Origin of the sequence: Burkholderia sp. BCC1999 (assembly GCF_905339975.1) — a bacterium.
Lineage (GTDB): Bacteria > Pseudomonadota > Gammaproteobacteria > Burkholderiales > Burkholderiaceae > Burkholderia.
In genome coordinates this window covers 386,514-403,899 of the sequence record NZ_CAJPHP010000002.1, presented here as the reverse complement: position 1 = coordinate 403,899, position 17,386 = coordinate 386,514, and the positions used below count along the sequence as shown (strand labels likewise).

The window sequence follows — 17,386 nt, the reverse complement described above, 5'->3', positions numbered from 1 at the left end:
TTGACATAACGTGAATTATCAACGTGACTGGTACATTTGGAGGTGTTGCGTAGCGCACCGCAGATCAGCTGCTTCAGCGCAACACCGAGCTCCCTAGATGGTACTTTTCGGCGTTGCACCGAGGTTCTGCCGGCATACTGCAGTCCAGCAGTTCCGTCTTCACGCCGTCCGGAATCTTGACGCAGTCTGAGTTACCGCTTGCCCCAACGGTTGGAAGCCATGCGCGACAGCGCTGCATTGGCAGCACGCAAATCGAATAATTCCGCGTCGAAGCCGGATCCGATCCAGTTTCGGTAACGCTCTGCCTGTTCCCCGTCGTGCAATTGACGGTGTCTGCAATCCAGACAGGCGGCACGGCCGATTCATCGGCGTTCGGCGCACTATTGATGACCGGAGCGCACGAAGGTGCGGAGGCTAGACACATTTCCCAGTCGATCAGTTTTGCGAATAAATCATGCTGTAGTGATAAGAAAAATTATCTTATCAACTCGACGAGACTCTATCGATCCCACGAAGCATGCGTCGTCGTGAATTCTCCGATGGAGAGGTTGTTCCGCAGCTTCAAGACCAAAGGCTGCCCTCAGTGGGCTACATGTCAGCGCAGGAGGTACGCCAAGACATCAATCACTATCGGATGTACCGGTACACCGGCAACTGTCGCATCAGTTCGATGGCGCACTGGCGACGGCCGTTTCTGAAGAAAACCTTAATGTAGTGTCCGGGGTTGGTTGACCCCTACAAGGTTCTTTGGATCAGGTTCTCGCTTTGCGTTCCGTGTTTGCATCAATGCGCGACAGATTTAGAGAAAACGTTGATGATGACGACACCAACAACTATGCATCCAATGCCGAGCATAGCTGGTACGTCGAGAGATTGCTTGAAGACGAAAAAGCCAACTGTTGAAATAAGGACGATCCCGAGACTACTCCAGATCGCGTAGGCAATGCCAACTGGAAGAACAGTGAGTGTGTGAGACAGCGCATAGAACGCGGCACCATAGGAAATCGCAGTCAGTAGCGACGGACCAAGCTTGGTGAACTGTTGGGACTTCTGCAGGAACGTCGTGCCAATCACTTCACTGACGATTGCGGCGATGAGTGCGCCGTAGGTGAAAACTAGTGGATTCACAAGTGTTTTGCCTTCATGTTTCTGTAATCATCGATTGTCAGGCGGTCCATACTTTCTTGGCACGTTGTTCATTCAATCGAATGGAGGACTGTCCCGGAGGTCCACCGCGTCCTTTGCCGACCTAATTGCGCTATCGAAACTCTGTTCGGTTGCCACATGTCTGTTATCGACGCTGACGAGCCACTTGTTCTCGGTGTGACGCCAGCGTATGCGGTGATCATCCATCAACGACGAAAACCATCGCCATACGTCAGCGTCGTCGGCGTTCACGGCGAGCGCGGCTTCCGCACGCACCCTTTGCAATTCGTTCTGACCAACCATCGTAACTATCTTTCGGTAAAATTCGGACTCACGTTACCGGGGAAAAATCCCGAAAATGTGAGAGCAGGTCGCCGGTGCTCGCATCATCGGCCACATTGATGGGCAAAGCCCTCGGCTCTCGTTTGATCCAAGCGCTGTCCATCAAACGCGTGATGCAGACCCCATGCGAGATCGTGCAATTGGGTTCGATCCACCGTTGCATCAGTCACTTCGTGATGCGTCATTGCTCAAACTACCAGAGCATCCCCGCTGCAAGACAGTTCGCAGTAGTTCCATGCCGCATTCGGCAACGCTGCATCCGACGGCGCTGATGCCCGCTCGATACAAGCGCTCCATCCAACCCAGGGGCGCCGGCTCAGCCGAACCCACGCCCCGCGCCATTGAGGTTATGCGTCGAGCTTGAGGAACGATCCGAGTTCCTCATAGTTCACCTGCCAAAGGCTACCGCCCTCTAGCGTCTGGTTATGAAACGAGCGGAACCCGATGAGCTGTTGTGCGCGCGGGCTCAGCGTGCGCACCATTTCGATCGGGACCTGGAACGGATAAGCCTCTTCCGGCATCAGCCATCCGGGGCAATAAGCCATGGCCAGCGCCCTGCGGGGCTTGTTACTGACGTTCGCCCCGCCGCCATGGATCACCTTGCCCGAGAACAAGAAAGCATCACCTTTTTCCATCACCGCGGCAACGGTGTCGGCCTGCGTCACCGGCCTTAACCAGTCCTCCCATTTATTGCTCCCCGGAATGACCCGCGTGGCGCCCATCTCCTCCGTATATTCCGAAAGCGCGATCAGGCAGTTCATCGCGATTTCCGGCGCACCCGCACCAAATTGTCTGAACGCCGGATAATTGTCGCCATCCCGGTGAAGAAGCTGCGCCTTCTCGCCCGGCTGCAGTTCGATAAGCTGGCTGGTACTGAGCCAGTAGCTGTCGCTCGTTTGCAGCATGAAGGGATCGACGAGTTCCAGCAGACGTTGATGATCGAGCAGATGCTCCCGGAAATACGCACTCCGGTTGACCAACTGGGTAATCCGCTTGGTCTTTCTCCCGGCGAACTCGCGCATGAACTCATTGCCTTCGATACCCACCTTGTAGCCCGCTACCAGGTCGTCGATTTCGGCATTCAGCCCGTCGGCCTCGTCGCGGAACAACCCTTTGATGATCACACCGCCGTCTCGCTCGACGGCCGCGCGAACCTGCGCGACGGACGCGGACGCAGGCAGGCGTTCAAGATCTCTGTTTCCAGTCATTGTTTGTCTCCATGTTTGAGTAGAGGGGGAAATGAGGTTCGCCAAGAATCGGCCGCTCGCGATTGGGGTTGCCGATGTCTTCATGAACGAGGCTATCGCTCCCCGGAGCGTCGCGATATCCGCTATCGGCAAGCGCTGACGTTCGCAAGCGTCGTCAGCGATGCCTAGTCTGCCGGGCTTACCGCTTGTTTGATCCGGCGGTCACGGTGACAAACAGGGATTCGCCATCGCAATCGAACACGACCGTTTCACCTTCCCGCAATGTGCCATCGACGATTCGCCGCGACACTTCCGCCATCAGCCGATGCTGCACGACGCGCAGCAGCGGGCGGGCCCCGTTCCCTGCATTGGACATCGCAAGCAACGCCCTCGCGCGCGACGAGACCTCGATACCGATGTTGCGCTCCATCAGCCGGCTCTCGACCGTACGAATCTGCACGTCGATCAACTGCACGAGACCGTCGGCATCGAGCGACGAGAACGGTATGGCGTCATCCAGCCGGCCGATGAAATCGGCGCGGAAATACTGCCCGACGGCGGCCAGGTCCACGAGGCTGCTCGTCATCACCAGCAGCGTATTGCGGAAACTGACCTCACGCCCCTGGCCGTCGGTCATCACGCCGCTGTCGAGCACTTGCCGCAGCAGCCCCAGGATGTCCGGATGTGCTTGATCGATATCGTCCAGCAGGATGACGGAATACGGCCGGCGCCTGACGCTCTCGGTCAGTTGCCCGCCCGCTTCGTAACCGACATAACCCGGCGGTGGTCCGATCAGCCGGCTCGCGGACTGCTTCTCCGCGTACTCCGTCATGTCGAGGTGAATCAGGAAGTCTTCACTGTCAAGCATGACCTGCGCAAGCACCCGGGCCAGGTGGCTCTTTCCCACGCCGCTCGGCCCGCAGAACAGGAACGACGCGATCGGCCGGTCCGGATCTGCCAGCCCGGTTCGTGAACTCCGGAGTGCAGAGCATATTCGGCCGATCGCCGCAGGCTGGCCAATCACCTTCTCCGCCATGCGCTCGTCGAGGCTCGCCAGCTTCTTGAGCTCCTCCTCTCGCAGCCGTTCGGCAGGAATCCCGGTCCATTGCGCGACGACGCGCGCGACGTCCCGCTCGTCGATACACACCGCATCACCGTGGCCATCCCGCGAACCGGCATCAACGTCGATCCGCTTCTTCGCGCACGCCTCGTCGATCAGGTCGATAGCCTTGTCGGGAAGGTAGCGATCCGCGATATAACGCTTGCTCAATGCAACCGCTGCCGTGAGCGCGGAGTCGGAAATCCGGACCCGGTGATGGCGTTCATAGCTGGACTGCAATCCGCGGAGCATTTCAACGGCGCTGGACGGGCCGGGCTCGGCCACCACGACGGGCTGGAACCTGCGTTCCAGTGCGCCGTCGGACTCGATGTGCTTGCGGTATTCGTCGACCGTCGTGGCACCGATCGTGCACAGCTCGCCGCGCGCCAGCATCGGCTTCAACAGGTTACCGGCATCGACCGCGCCTTCCGCCGCGCCCGCTCCGACGATCGTGTGCAGCTCGTCGATAAACAGGATGATCCTGCCGTCCGCCCGCTCCAGGTCCTTCAGGACGGTCTTGATCCGGTCCTCGAACTCGCCTCGAAAACTCGCGCCCGCGACCAGGCTGCCGACATCCAGCGCGATGATCCGGCGATCCATCAGCGCGGCGGGCACCTTCCCGGCGACGATGCGTTGCGCGATGCCTTCCGCGATCGCGGTCTTGCCGACGCCGGGATCGCCCACCAGCACCGGGTTGTTCTTCCGGCGCCGCGTCAGCACCTGGATCGCACGCTCGATTTCCGCATCGCGACCGAGCACGGGGTCCAGTTGCCCATGGAACGCAAGCTGGGTGATGTCCCGGCTGTATCGCAGCAGGTTCTTCGACACGTCGACCGGACGCCATTCGGACTTCAGGTAAATCCGCTCCGGATCCTCGTCGAGCACGCGGGCCGGACCGCGCAGATGCAGGACGGCGGCGATGACGCCCGCCCGCTCGGCGCCCGCCTCCTGAAGCACCCCGCCGACGGAGTCGAGCCGCCCGGCCACGGCGATCAGCAGGTGCTCGACGGAGACGAACCGGTCTTCCAGTTGTTGCGCCTCATGTTCCGCAGCCCTGAGCAGCGACGTCATGCGTGCGCGAGCGTCGGACTGACCGGCCACCTGCACCACCGCATGGTCCCGCGCTGCCTCGAGCAATTCGGGATGCCCGACTCCGAGCCGGGTCAGGATGGGTGCAACCAGCGTCCCGGCCTGTTCGAGAACGGCAACCAATACCTGTTCGGGCGCGGCGGATGCACATGCGTCATGGGCGATCGATTCGGCGCGCGCAAGCGCCTCCAGCGAACGACGCGTGTAAGGGGCCTTCAACCCCGAAAGAATCGAAGGCGTACCCGATGCGCCATGCGCGTCAGTCCTCAACGGATGCCCCCTCCTTCGCACTGGCACGCTTCGCGCCAACTCGAACCTTGAGCTTCACTTCCATCACTTCGCGCGTCATCAGCCGCTGGGCATCGATAGCCGCCTTCTTGCCCATGTCCACCGCGCCCTCGATCCAGCCGGGAAAGGTGGTAGCGATATCAGCAGTCGCGAAGAACAGCCGCTCGTCGGGTCTGACGAGCTCCGAATGCGACTTGCTGATGCGGCCGGGCTGGAATGCAATCCAGCCGCCATGGCCCGACCACGGGTCCGTCCTCCAGCGATGCGCCTCGAACGCCACCAGCTCCGCGTCGGGGTAAATGGTCTGGACGAACGCTTCGATGCCCGGGAAGTCGATCGAGAAACTCTCGCGCTCGGGATGATCGATCAGGAAGCCGACGATGATCTGCCCTTCGTCCCCCAGGTCGTGCTGCGTGAAGGCCATGAACGCGCCTTTCGTACTGACCGCGTCGACGACGGTTGCGACCGGCTTCAGCGCATTCTTGATCTGCGCGATCACCTTGACCGGATAGGCGACATGACGCTCGGCCGCCGCAGCCGTTTTTCCCGCGCTCAGCGCCGGTGAAAACTCGATATCGGACCAACACACCATCGGCGTGGCCACCACGGCGGTGCGGGTTGTGAAGCGCTCGCCCGTCCGCGTAGTGATCGTCACACCTTCAGCATCCTGCTCGACACGCGCAACTGGGGTATTCAAGCGAACGTCGGCCCCGGAATCCGTAGCCATCGCGTTGATCAGCGCACCGGTGCCTTCCTTCAGGTATTCGTCGATCATGCCCCACGCGCGCAGCAGACTATGGTCCATCCCGGCGATAAGGGCCAGGGCCGGGAGCGCCGACGTTTCGTCGGGATAACGCGCGAATGCGTTGTAGAAGAACATGCTCAGATACGCACGCGTCTTCTTGCCGACCTCGAGTTTATCCAGGTACTCGCCGTACGGAATATCGAGATCGGTCAAGTTCTGCAGATCCAGCGGCACCCCCACCTTGATACGACGCACATCCGCCAGCATCAGGCCGACCGCTTTCTCGAAGTCGTAGAGTTCCTCGAACGGTACAGGCCACGGGCCCGGATTGTGCTCACCATGGGAGAGCGTCGGAAAATGAGCCGTCTCGGGCGAATGCATGATCGTCATCCCGTAGCGCTCGATCTCGTTCCTCATGTGCATCTGGCGCTCGGACCAGACCCACTGGCCGCCGTACTCCACGACCCCTTCGAAATCACCCACTTTTTTATGTTCGGACCAGGTCCGGCCACCCAGACGATCGCGTGCCTCGAGCAACAGGACCGAATAACCCTGGTCACCCAGGTCTCTGGCGGCGCTCACGCCGGCGTATCCACCACCGATGACGATGGCATCGTAGTCGAATTCTGCAGAACTCACGAATCTCTCCTTTCTCGTTTCCAGCGGGTCGCTTGCCCGCGATCAGGCTATTTCTGGGGCCGCTACGATGACAGCGGCCCGGCCCGTCGCGACCAGAGCTGTACGCCTTATGCGTTGAATTCGCCCAAGACCGTGAACACTTCCCGCATGTGCGTCTTCACTTCGAACACGACCTCCATACCGGGCGTGAAGAACGCCAGGCCACCCGCGGTGAGCTCGATCACTTCATCGCCGTGCGTGATGGTGAGGTCGCCTTCGAGTACTTGAATGGACGAGTAGTTGTTGATGGTTTCGCGGATCGCGCATGCTTCCCACGTGGACAACGCGCACCACATCGTTCCGTTGTTGACGAAGTCGTGCACCTGCGTCGCCGGGTTCCCCTTGAGGGTCTGCCAGCCGCCCTCTTCCACGGTAAGGGGCTTGAAGTTGTTCGCGTGATGAATGTTGCCGGTAACGATCTTGCCGTTCATGTCTCTTCCTTCTATTCAGTTCTACTGATATGTATGAATGGTATTCGCCATGCCTGCTTAGAACCGCCGCGCCAAAAGCAGACACGACGCAGCGAAAGGCTTCGTATATCGCGTGCCTTCGTGATTCGAGCCGTCCTCAGGCAACGGCCCGGGTTCACCTGACCAGGCTGATGACAGCTTCTGCCACTGCCGCGGAGGAAGCCGGATTCTGCCCGGTGATGATCATCCCATCCCGCACCGCATGCCCGGCCCAGTCAGCCGCCTTGGTATAGCGAGCACCACGGTTTCTGAGTTCGCTCTCGACCAGATACGGAACCTGTTCGACCATGCCGACGGCCGCCTCTTCACTGTCGCTGAATGAGGTGACGTTCAGCCCGTCGACCAGGAGCCCGCCGTCCGGCTTCCTGACTTCGAGCAACGCACATCCGGCGTGGCAAATCGTTGCCACGGGCTTCGACTGCTGGAGCATCGAGCCGATCAGCGCGATCGACTCGCGATTCGTCCGCAGGTCCCACAACGGACCATGGCCACCGGGATAGATGACGGCCGAATAGGCATTGCCGGTGATCTCGGGCAACCATCCCGTATTGGCGAGGGCACCCTGAATGGTTTCGTCATGCACGAAGCGCCGATAGATTGCCGTGTCCCTGAGCGCATCGACCGAGAGCGGGTCGATCGGCGCCTGCCCGCCCGCCGGCGTAGCGATGAATGCCAGCAGGCCTGCGTCGATCACCTGGTAGTAAGGCACCAGGAATTCTTCCAGCCACGCGCCGGTTTTTCGGCCCGTGTCACCCAATACGTCATGTGATGTCAGCACAAACAGCACGCTCATGATTCACCTGCGGGGATTCGGTTGGTGGTCGTTCAATCGATCGATGCAACAAGGAATCAATGCGCCTGCTTGTTCCAGAGTTCCACGGCGTCTTCCCACGTCTGGTTGTAGAAGCGCCCTTCCGGCAGCACCCAGGTGATCGGGCCGACCATCTGCAAGATGAACGTCGTGTCTTCCAGCATCTTGGTCTCGTCGTGGTGAGCGCCGGCGGCCTCGTAGACGTAGCCGTCCTTGATGCAGTGTGCACCGCCGTTTTCCGGGCCGCCGCGCAACTCGAGGATGCCGTCGAAGATGTAGCCCTCGGCCGGGCCGTGGTGAATGTGCGGGCCGATTGCCGAATGCTTGGGGCAATGGAACAGCACGGTCCACGTGCCGTTTTCAGGCGCGACATGCAGAAGCTTCCACTTCACGCCGCCGGTATGGAGATGTTCCGGGAAATCCTGCCATTGAACTTGGTTGACCTGCACATACGCATCTTTCGGTTTTTGCACTTGCATTGATGACCTCGTCACGGTGTGGGGTAATGGATGCTTCCGTGACATCAATCTAACCGTCGATACCGCCTTGTCCTATCCGAAATCGGCAATGCACTGAGTACCGATATGCGGATGTCATGACAGCAGTTCATGACGCGACGGCCGAATACCGATGCGGGTTCAGATGGAGGAATTTCGCAGCAAACTGACTTGCTGAAAGTGAATGTCGGGCAGTTCCGGCCGACGACGACATGGGCCGAGAGAGCACCCTAAACGGTCAGGACAGGCTGTGGAACTTTCGCGCAGGGGGTATGCAACCGATTGAAGCTGCGGGGCTTGTTTCATACCCCGCCTGGCGTGGACGGGCCCGTTTCGGCACGCGCGTCGCACCAGCGTGCCGACGCGCCGCTGAACCGCTTCTCATTGCATTGGCGGAACGTGATCGTGTTCAGCCGGCTTCGGCGAACAAGTGAGCATCACGCCACATTCGCTGCTGTGCGACCATCCGTGGCAGCGAAGCCGCGCGCCTTGCTGACCGTCGCCGACGGAAGCTCGCCGAAGAAGTCGAGATAGTATTTCGAGAACCTGCCGAGATGCCCGAAGCCCGCATCCATTGCCGATCCCTGAATGCTTTCGCTAGGCTTCGTCATGATGCTCTGGCGGGCTATGTTCAATCGCACCGACCGCATGTAAGCCGACGGCGACATGCCGATGATCGTCTCGAAACTGTACTGCAGGGTTCTTCTGCTCACCCGCAAGCGCTCGCACAAATCGACGATGCCGAACGACTCGTCGCCGAAGTGCTGGGCGAACAGCTCGCAGCTCTTGTCGACGATGTAGGCGCGAGTCGCGGAACTCATGCTGGCAGCGTCGGAGCGGCCGTCGTCGCCGACGATATCCGACACGGTTGTCAGGATTTTCTCGAGGTACTTCGTCGGCAAATCGCTCTGTGCGGGCTCCCGATCGAGCTCGCCGAACAATCGGGAAAACAGAACGCGCAAGTCCGCGGCGGTTCCATCGGACGGACGGAGAAACAGCTCGAACGGCAAACACTCCCGGATTGCCGTATTCCTGACATTGAAACTGTCGAAAAAGCGCTTCTTCTCGACCAGCAGCATGTTCGTCGTCGACGCGCTCCTGGAAATCGAATGCGCGACCTTTCCCGATGAAATGTAGATCGCCTCGCCGTTGATCAGGCGGCCATTGATCAGGAAATCCTCATCGCCGAAAATCTGCGAAACCAGCACCCACTCTGGCCCGATATATCCGACGTACTCCAGCGAGGTCGCCGACAACGATTCGACACTGGCACGCAGCGTGTCGCCGACCGAATAGTCTCGTAGAACGCCATTGAACGGCTCGTTGGCGGCGAGCGAGTAGTACACGCCACCCTCGAGATCCTTGAAGTTGTTGGCGTGGTCGACCACACTCGATGCTCTCGAGACCTCGTAACAGGCTGTTGAATCTTGTGGCAGCAACGTCATACGAAACTCTCTCGACACGATCGAAAACCATCAACGACACAAAATGAACCAGGAAATCCACAGGCCAACTGCCGATGAAGCCCGTTTGGAACGCATCGTCAGAGGCTACCGATCGGACTCCCCATGATCCATTCGAGCATACCCCACCTGTCGAAACGTTATCCGGAGACAGCCTCATCAAACCGCTCACCTCGCCGGCAGATGCACCTGCCATGACGCGCAAACGACACGCAACGCGGCGGCCAGTGGCGCAACCGCCGCGTTCAGGGAATACTTAATTGACGTCGGCTCCCGTCACGCGTTCGCGGCCGGCGACTCGCACGCGAACCGCATTCGATTCCGGCATGCCGGCGCCTCGGCCGGCATGCCCGTCGGCGGCGGCCTGCGCGGCTACAGCGAAACGGTCACCGCGTTGCCCGTCGGCTTGGCACTCAGCGTCGCCTCGCTGTATGCCCGCTGTCGATCGCGATACGCCCCCTTTCCGAGCGGGATGACGATCAGCTTCACGGCCACGTAATAGGCGATCGCGGAGAGGATCACGCACGGCACGGACGCACCGAGATACCTGAACGGCTCGGCCGTCGTCCCGCGAACAGGGTTGTACAACCACAGATACCCCCATGTCGACAGCGCGGTGATGGCGATCGCGACCCAGTTCACACCGCGCCAGTACGCATATTTCCCGCCGTTGGCCGCGAACAGGTGTGCGGGATCCAGTCGCTCCCTGCGAAGGACAAAGTAATCGACGAACGTGATACCGGTCACGCCGACGAACATCACACCGTTGTACGACAGCCAGCTCATGACCGACTCGATCAGCCATTCTGTCCGCAGCGCAAAGAGCGCACCCGGCGCGAGGAGAATCGCGAGCAGCAGCTCCCACCGGATCCGGGCGAAGAACTTCACCTGCTGGATCGAAATGCCGGCCAGGTAGATCATCACCACCATCGTCGCGATATTCGCCGTCAGCACGACGGCCATCGTGCAGCTGCCGACGACGTTCCCCGCGACCTTGATCATCCACACGGTCGGATCATGCGTCCCCGCGCTGATTGCGGCGAGCGCGGCAACCGTCGACACCACCGGCCCGCCGAGAAAACCGACGCCCAGCACCGACGGGCCCAGGATATGCGCGCGCCGCTTGACCAGCCTCGTCAGCCCGCCCATAACGGGCCACCATGTCATCGCGGCCGACGCGCCGAATTCCACCGCGAAGGCCATGCCCTTCAGCGGGTCGTGCGTGATCATCTGGTCGGAAGGAACCTGGCTCGCCCACAGCGTGTGCAAGCCGTACCGCCTGACCAGTATTCCGAACATTATCAGCGTGATGAGCATGTGCAGCGGGCCGATGTAGCTGTTGAGCCGCTCGAAGAATTTCGGACCTTTTGCCGCGATCAGCCACACGAGGACGATGCACGCAAACGCCACGGCGACTACGAGCTTTTCGTGATCGTCGCTGGTGAAGCTCGCGCCGGTCATGGCCACCGCAATGTTCGCCGCACCGCGCGACGTCAACGCCTCGACCACGTACGACCATCCCAGCAGGGTCGCAAGCAGGCCCAGCAGCGGAACGACGATGCCGCGCGGTCCGAAGGAGGTCTTCGCGGTGTCGATCACATCGGTTCCGTACTTGAAGCTCGCCGCGCCGGATGCAAGCGCGATCACCGCCATGCCCAGCGTGTACCCCACCGAGTATCCGGCGATTCCGAGCCGCCAGTCACCGACATACGGCAGGAACCCGCCGACGAGGAAGGCCCATGTCGCGGCGGAGAATGCGCAGCATGTCCAAAGAAAGGAGCCGTATGTCCCGTACACACGCTCGCTGGCCAGAACGGGCAGGCGACCCGACAGCGCCTCCTGCTCGACACTCGTGTATTGATTGGTGTGTTCATTCATGATTCTGAAAATGACTTGAAATAAATCCGACAAGGTCTGTCGAAACCGCCAAGAACCTAGCGGCAATCCGATCCGCGTATCCGTTCATGAAGGCCCGGACGGCATAGTTACGGAGCGGAAAGGACACCTTCGCTCGAGAACAGCAGCGGTTTGCCGCTCGCATCGATCAGCGCTGCCGTGAGCGTCGCGCGATCCTGACGTTGCGCGACGTCGAACGGCCCACCCGAGACACGCTGCAGGAACGTCACGCCGTCCAGTCCGACACCGATCAGCCCGCCACCGGTCGCGACGAGGTCGGTAATCGAACTGCGCACGCCGGAATTCAGCGCGGACCACGTCGCACCGCCATCGGCGCTCTCGAACAGGCTGCCGAGCAGACCACCGACGACGATCCGGCCATCGGGCATCGCCACACCCGTCCAGAGCGTGCCCTTTCCGCCGGTCGCAAGATAAGCCCAGTTCGCACCGCCATCCGTCGACTTGAGCACCGTTCCTTGTTCGGCCACCACGTACAACGAGCCTTTACCGTCGGCGAAGACGTGATAGAGATTGCGGTCCGCCTTTCCGCCGCCCGGCGGTTTCGGCAACACTATCCGCGTCCAGGTCTTGCCGCCGTCGCGGGTCTGGAGCATCAGCGACCACAGGCCTACCGCAATACCGTCGCGGGCACTGGTGAAGTGGACGGAAAACAAGGGTTGATCGACCGACGTGTCGACACGCTGCTTTTCCCACGTTTCTCCACCGTCGCTGGTCGACAGAATCACGCCCCACTGACCGACCGCCCAACCATGCCGCGCATCGACAAAGGTGATCGCCGACAATGTGGCCGACACGGGTACCAGACGGGCCTGCCGCCAGGACCTGCCTTCGTCGTCCGACATCAACACGAGGCCGTGTTCGCCCACGGCGACGATGCGTGTACCGGCGCGCGTCGCATCAGTCAGCATCATCCGCGCCGGTGCGGCCCACACGTGCGCCGGCTTCGCAGCCCAGTCCGCCATGGTTCCGGTGGGTTGGGCGAACGCCACCGCAGCGGCACAGAAAGTGATACAGGCAACAAGGGTCTTGATCATGGCTGCGTCTCTTGAATCTCATGCATACGCATCAGTGGTTGAACAAATCTGCCCAGCCATGCTCGGCGTGGCTAAGCTGAACGGTCGATTGCGTCGCTGACGCCTGTTTGCGCGACGCTTCTCGTACCGATCCGAGGTGATTGGCTGACGGAAAAACGACGCCGTGCCTGCCTGGCTCTGCGGCGTTTCCGCCCGGGCTCGTCGCCTGATCAACCTCGATATGGAGAGACTCCGAATTGACCGTGACCAATCGAAGGAATGACGCGAGCGCGGCGGTCGCACAAAGCGCAACAACGACAACACGAGTTTTGATCATGGCGGTTCCTGTCGTGGTGCACACCATGTCAATGGCTGAACAGACCCGGCGCGCGCGCCGGCTTGCGGCGCGGGAACCAACGCTCCAGCACTGACGCCAGCGCGGGCAACGCAGTCATCGCCATCAGAAGGTTGACGAGAAACATGAACGCCAGCAGCTTGCCCATGTCGGCCTGGAACTTCAGTGCCGAGAAGCTCCACGTCGCAACACCGATCGCCAGCGTGATCGCGGTGAAGATTGTCGCCACGCCCACCTCGAGCATCGCGTGCTGGACCGCCTTCACGATGGTCTGGCCGCCGGCGAGATGCACCTGCAGCCGGTTGTAGATGTAGAACGCGTAATCGACACCGATGCCCACCGCCAGCACCATCACCGGTAGCGTCGCCACCGTCAGCCCGATCTGCAGTTCCTTCATGAACCAATAGCCGATGAACGTTGCCACTGACAGCGGCAAGCAGCACGCGAGCATCGCGCGCCAGTCACGGTATGCCAAGAACACGAGGATCAGGATGGCCCCGTACACGTACAGCATCATCGGCAGCTCGCTCGTTTCCACCTCCTCGTTTGTGGCCGCGAGCACGCCCGCGTTGCCGGCCGCGAGGCGCACGTTGATGCCCGGAAACACGTGAGAAGCGCGGTATTGCTTCACGTCTTCGAGAATCCGGTTGATCGTCGTCGCCTTGTGATCGGTCAGGAACAGATGGACGGCCGTCATGCTGCAGTCGGATTTCATGAAACCCTTGACCCGCGCCACGTCAACGGATTCGGCACCGTAGTTTTCCGGGTCGATCGGAACGACGGTCATTTTCGGATAGCCTTCGTTGTAGCCTTGGTTATAGGTTCGAAGCATGGCCGAATATGACTGCACCGATACCACGCCGGGCTCTGTCCGCATCGCAGCCGTGAAATCGTCTTCGTACTGACCTACGGCCGGATCGTCACACGCCTTGCCGCTGGACTCGATCGCGACGGTAATCCAGTCGAGGCCCACGTCGTAGTTGCCCGCAATCGACGTTGCATCGCGGTTGAAGCGCGCATCGGCGCGAAGTTCGGGTGCACCCGGCTGCAGCGTCCCGATCACGCGATCGCGGCTTTGCCAGGCGGCCAGGGCGAACACAACCAGCGTCACGGCGACAGTCGCACCCGCATACTTGGGCTGTGCAATTCGCGCCAGCCCGCGCAGCCAAGACGCGCGTCGCTCGCCACGCTTGAGCGCGCCGTCCGCGTAGGCTCTCTTGAAGTTGAAGCATGAAGCGGCCACCGGCAGCAGAATCAGGTTCGTCACGATCTTGTACGCGACACCGAGCGACGCGGTGATCGCCAGCTCACGCACCATCGGAATCGGAATCAGCAGCAGCGTGATGAACGATACTAACGCCGTCAGGAGTGCCAACACACCCGGGATCAGCAAACCGCTGAAGCTACGGCGCGCGGCAACGTACGAGCTGTGCCCGTGCGCGATCTCCCGCACGATGAAATTGACCTGCTGCACGCCGTGCGAGACGCCGATTGCGAACACAAGGAACGGCACCAGCACGGCCAGTGGATCGAGCCCGAACCCAAGCAGCTTCAACGTGCCGAACTGCCAGACGAGCGACGTCAGCGAACACGCAATCAGCAACACCGTGAAGCGCACTGAATGGCAATACCAATAGACGGCGAGCGCGGTCAGCAGCAGTGCAATCGCGCAGAAACCGAGCACTGCGGTCGCGCCGTCGGCTATGTCCCCGATCTGCTTCGCGAAACCGATGATCTGGACCTCGTAGCCCGCATCCTCGAAAGGCTTGCGAATTTGCTGCTCGAGCAGGTGATTGAACGCGACGTAGTCGAGTACCTTGCCGTTACGATCCCGTTCGTTCAGTTCCGCCGTGATCATCGCGCTGTCCTGGTTATGCGAAACGAGCGTGCCGACATAACCGGCGAGTGCCGTCGAATGCCGGATCGACGCGACGACTTCGGGCGTCAGTTGATCCGGTGTAATCGTGCCTGAAATAATCGGCTCCGCGCGAAACCCTTCGTCAGTGATTTCGTTGACGAATGCGTTCGGTGTCCACAGCGACCGCACACCGATCCGGTCGATATTCGGCAGGTACGTGACGGCCTGTGTCACCTTGTAGAGCCGCGTCAGCCCTTCCTTGCTCCAGATCGTTCCGTTGCGCGCGCGCACGACCACGGTAATCCGGTTCGCGCCGAGCAGGTCGGACCGGTATTTCTGGAACGTCCGGATGTATTCGTGATCGGTGGGCATCTGCTTCTCGAAGCCCGCGTCCATCCGCAACTGCACGGCGAACACGGCCATCGCGGCGGTAAACACGCCGATCACGGCGAGCACGCTCGCACGGTGGCTGAAGAAAAGCTTTTCCAGACTGCTGACTAGACGATTGAGCACAACATTACCCCTTCAAGTATTTCAACGGAGGACGGCATGGGCCGCCTCCCTCCGGTCCACCGCTCAGAAGTTCCGGGTGACGAACATCCCGACGGAATTGCGGTCCGCGTAAGGCTGCCCCAGCCCCTGATGCCCACCGAAAAATGCCGTGAAATTGACGCCCGCCTGCCAGACGGTCGGATTTTGATTGAAGAGCACGTAGACGTTGACCGATTTCGCACCCTGCATGTAGTTGCCCGAGAGCGTCGGCGTGTAGCCGTACAGGCCGGTCGCGAACGTCAGACCCGGGGTCACCTGCCAGCCCGGAATCAGCGTGCCGTCGTAAGTCCAGTTGAAATCGATCGTCGCGCCTACCGAACTCGCCGTGCCTTGACCCGCCACGATCGGATAACCGAGTTCCGAACCGCTGTTCTGCCACGCCAGATAGCCGGCTGCCGGTGCCTGCGTGACGGCCTGGCCGCCGATCGTGCGCGTAACGCCCTGCGCGTTCAGGCCCGGGTAATGAATCCACGTCAGTTCCCACGTCAGATTGGCGGTATCCGCGCCGATCAGCTTCAGGAACGGATACTCACTGCGCGTCAACGCGAGCAGGCCGTTGATGTCGTACTGGAATTTCTTCTTGTCGGCCCACTGCTGGCATTCGATGCCCGCCACGGCATTCGTGTTCGCGTCGAGCGGGCCGCCCGCGCCGAAGCAACCCGACAGCGTCACCGCGTCGCGCGGCCGATAGGACAGCTCGGTGCCGATCGCCCACGGACCCAGCGAGAAGTTCGAGCTAACGCCGAAGAGCTGGCGGTTCCCGAGGTACGACCACTTCGCCGTTCCGTTCGCGAGCGTCGACAGTACCGGCGACTTGTCGGTGTAGTTCTCGTAGTAGAACGCGAAGTTCGCATCGACCCAGCGCGGCGAATAGTTGAATTTCACGCCGAACTGCGGCTTGTACTTCGACGGAGGCTGCCACGCCACGGGCACCCCGATGTCGTTGAACGGCGCCCCGGCGTAGGTGCCGTTCACGAGCCCGTTCTTGATCGCATTGAGCGTGTCCTGATTGCCGGCTCCGCCCGGCCCAAGTGCATTCGCGATTGAGCCCGGGCTGGGCCCCGAGACGTTGAGATTATTTGTATTGACCGTGACAGGCTCCGTACCGCGGCCCAGCGCGTTCGTGGTCGACCAGAACGTGCCGACAGGCGGATAACGGTTACCGTTCCACTGGAACTGGTAGTACGCCTCCGTGCTGACGCCATGCGACAGGTCCGCCGCAAAGCTCATCATCGGCGCCGGCAGCAGCACCTGCTTGAGTTGCGTGCCGGGAATCAGCAACTTCTGAAAATCGAGTGAGTTGGTCGAGTTGATGCCGTTGCTGGCAAACATGCTCTCGCCCCAGTTGATCACCTGGTTGCCGACTCGAACGTGCGCGCTCCGTCCGCCGATCGTGAAGTCCTTCTGCGCCCACAGATCCAGCAATTGCGTGTTGTAGACGACCTGCGCCGACGCCGTGCTCGACAACGGCGTTCTCGCCGTGTCCTTCGCGAGGAAATCGTACATCCCCGTGCCGCGAACCATGAACTTGAGTCCTTCGCCCGGCACCTTCAGCAGCAACTCGCTGGTCGCGCTGATGTAGGTGCTGTATGGCTGACCCTTGCGGTAATTCAGGTCGCCGTCGTCGGCTGCGCCCCATTGCCCGGTATTCGCCGCTGCGCCGCAGCCATATGCGTTCGGATCGCCGGTCAGCGAACAGCTCGGGCTCTTGGTTCGAATCGCCGCGCCCGCCGTGACATTGCTCACCCACGATCCCTGCACGGCACCGTCCCCCATCGTGAACTCATAACCGTACGCGTTCGACGTCAACGCACTAGCGATTGCAATCTTAATAATAGGATTTCTAAACATCTTCGTCTCCACCATCTCCTCCCCA

13 protein-coding genes and 1 pseudogene are annotated in these 17,386 nt (G+C 60.9%); all 14 read right to left on the bottom strand.

Annotation, left to right across the window (positions count from 1 at the left end; all coding sequences use genetic code 11):
• Positions 1 to 191: 191 nt before the first annotated feature.
• Positions 192 to 305: pseudogene (locus tag U5809_RS04635) on the bottom strand (plasmid pRiA4b ORF-3 family protein); the annotation flags it as partial.
• Positions 306 to 783: 478 nt separating this feature from the next.
• Positions 784 to 1,128 carry an SMR family transporter gene (locus U5809_RS04630; RefSeq protein ID WP_322085722.1) on the bottom strand — a complete coding sequence of 115 codons (345 nt, stop codon included), beginning with the start codon at positions 1,126 to 1,128 and terminating at the stop codon, positions 784 to 786.
• A 707-nt stretch (positions 1,129 to 1,835) separates the two neighbouring features.
• Positions 1,836 to 2,696 carry a phytanoyl-CoA dioxygenase family protein gene (locus U5809_RS04625; protein ID WP_322085721.1) on the bottom strand — a complete coding sequence of 287 codons (861 nt, stop codon included), beginning with the start codon at positions 2,694 to 2,696 and terminating at the stop codon, positions 1,836 to 1,838.
• A gap of 178 nt (positions 2,697 to 2,874) precedes the next feature.
• On the bottom strand, positions 2,875 to 5,133 hold the full coding sequence (locus U5809_RS04620; RefSeq protein ID WP_322085720.1) for an ATP-dependent Clp protease ATP-binding subunit: 2,259 nt from the start codon (positions 5,131 to 5,133) through the stop codon (positions 2,875 to 2,877).
• Positions 5,123 to 6,535: a flavin monoamine oxidase family protein gene (locus U5809_RS04615; protein ID WP_196486674.1), complete on the bottom strand. Its 1,413-nt coding sequence runs from the start codon at positions 6,533 to 6,535 to the stop codon at positions 5,123 to 5,125. Before U5809_RS04615 ends, U5809_RS04620 begins: the two co-directional genes overlap by 11 nt.
• A gap of 107 nt (positions 6,536 to 6,642) precedes the next feature.
• Complete coding sequence (locus U5809_RS04610; protein ID WP_322085719.1) at positions 6,643 to 7,005, bottom strand: cupin domain-containing protein; 363 nt, start codon at positions 7,003 to 7,005, stop codon at positions 6,643 to 6,645.
• 154 nt (positions 7,006 to 7,159) lie between these two features.
• Positions 7,160 to 7,837, bottom strand: a complete 678-nt coding sequence (locus tag U5809_RS04605; protein ID WP_322085718.1) for a type 1 glutamine amidotransferase domain-containing protein — start codon at positions 7,835 to 7,837, stop codon at positions 7,160 to 7,162.
• 56 nt (positions 7,838 to 7,893) lie between these two features.
• Positions 7,894 to 8,334 (bottom strand): cupin domain-containing protein, encoded by a 441-nt coding sequence (locus U5809_RS04600; RefSeq protein WP_059242338.1) that lies wholly within the window; start codon positions 8,332 to 8,334, stop codon positions 7,894 to 7,896.
• A gap of 455 nt (positions 8,335 to 8,789) precedes the next feature.
• Positions 8,790 to 9,740 (bottom strand): helix-turn-helix domain-containing protein, encoded by a 951-nt coding sequence (locus tag U5809_RS04595; protein ID WP_322085717.1) that lies wholly within the window; start codon positions 9,738 to 9,740, stop codon positions 8,790 to 8,792.
• Positions 9,741 to 10,187: 447 nt separating this feature from the next.
• Entirely contained in the window at positions 10,188 to 11,693 is a 1,506-nt protein-coding gene (locus U5809_RS04590) for a cytosine permease (protein ID WP_322085716.1), read from the bottom strand.
• A 107-nt stretch (positions 11,694 to 11,800) separates the two neighbouring features.
• Positions 11,801 to 12,766, bottom strand: a complete 966-nt coding sequence (locus tag U5809_RS04585; protein ID WP_322085715.1) for a WD40/YVTN/BNR-like repeat-containing protein — start codon at positions 12,764 to 12,766, stop codon at positions 11,801 to 11,803.
• A 31-nt stretch (positions 12,767 to 12,797) separates the two neighbouring features.
• On the bottom strand, positions 12,798 to 13,082 hold the full coding sequence (locus U5809_RS04580; RefSeq protein ID WP_322085714.1) for a hypothetical protein: 285 nt from the start codon (positions 13,080 to 13,082) through the stop codon (positions 12,798 to 12,800).
• 28 nt (positions 13,083 to 13,110) lie between these two features.
• Entirely contained in the window at positions 13,111 to 15,471 is a 2,361-nt protein-coding gene (locus tag U5809_RS04575; protein WP_322085713.1) for an efflux RND transporter permease subunit, read from the bottom strand.
• Positions 15,472 to 15,534: 63 nt separating this feature from the next.
• Positions 15,535 to 17,376 (bottom strand): DUF1302 domain-containing protein, encoded by a 1,842-nt coding sequence (locus U5809_RS04570; RefSeq protein WP_322085712.1) that lies wholly within the window; start codon positions 17,374 to 17,376, stop codon positions 15,535 to 15,537.
• Positions 17,377 to 17,386: the final 10 nt, after the last annotated feature.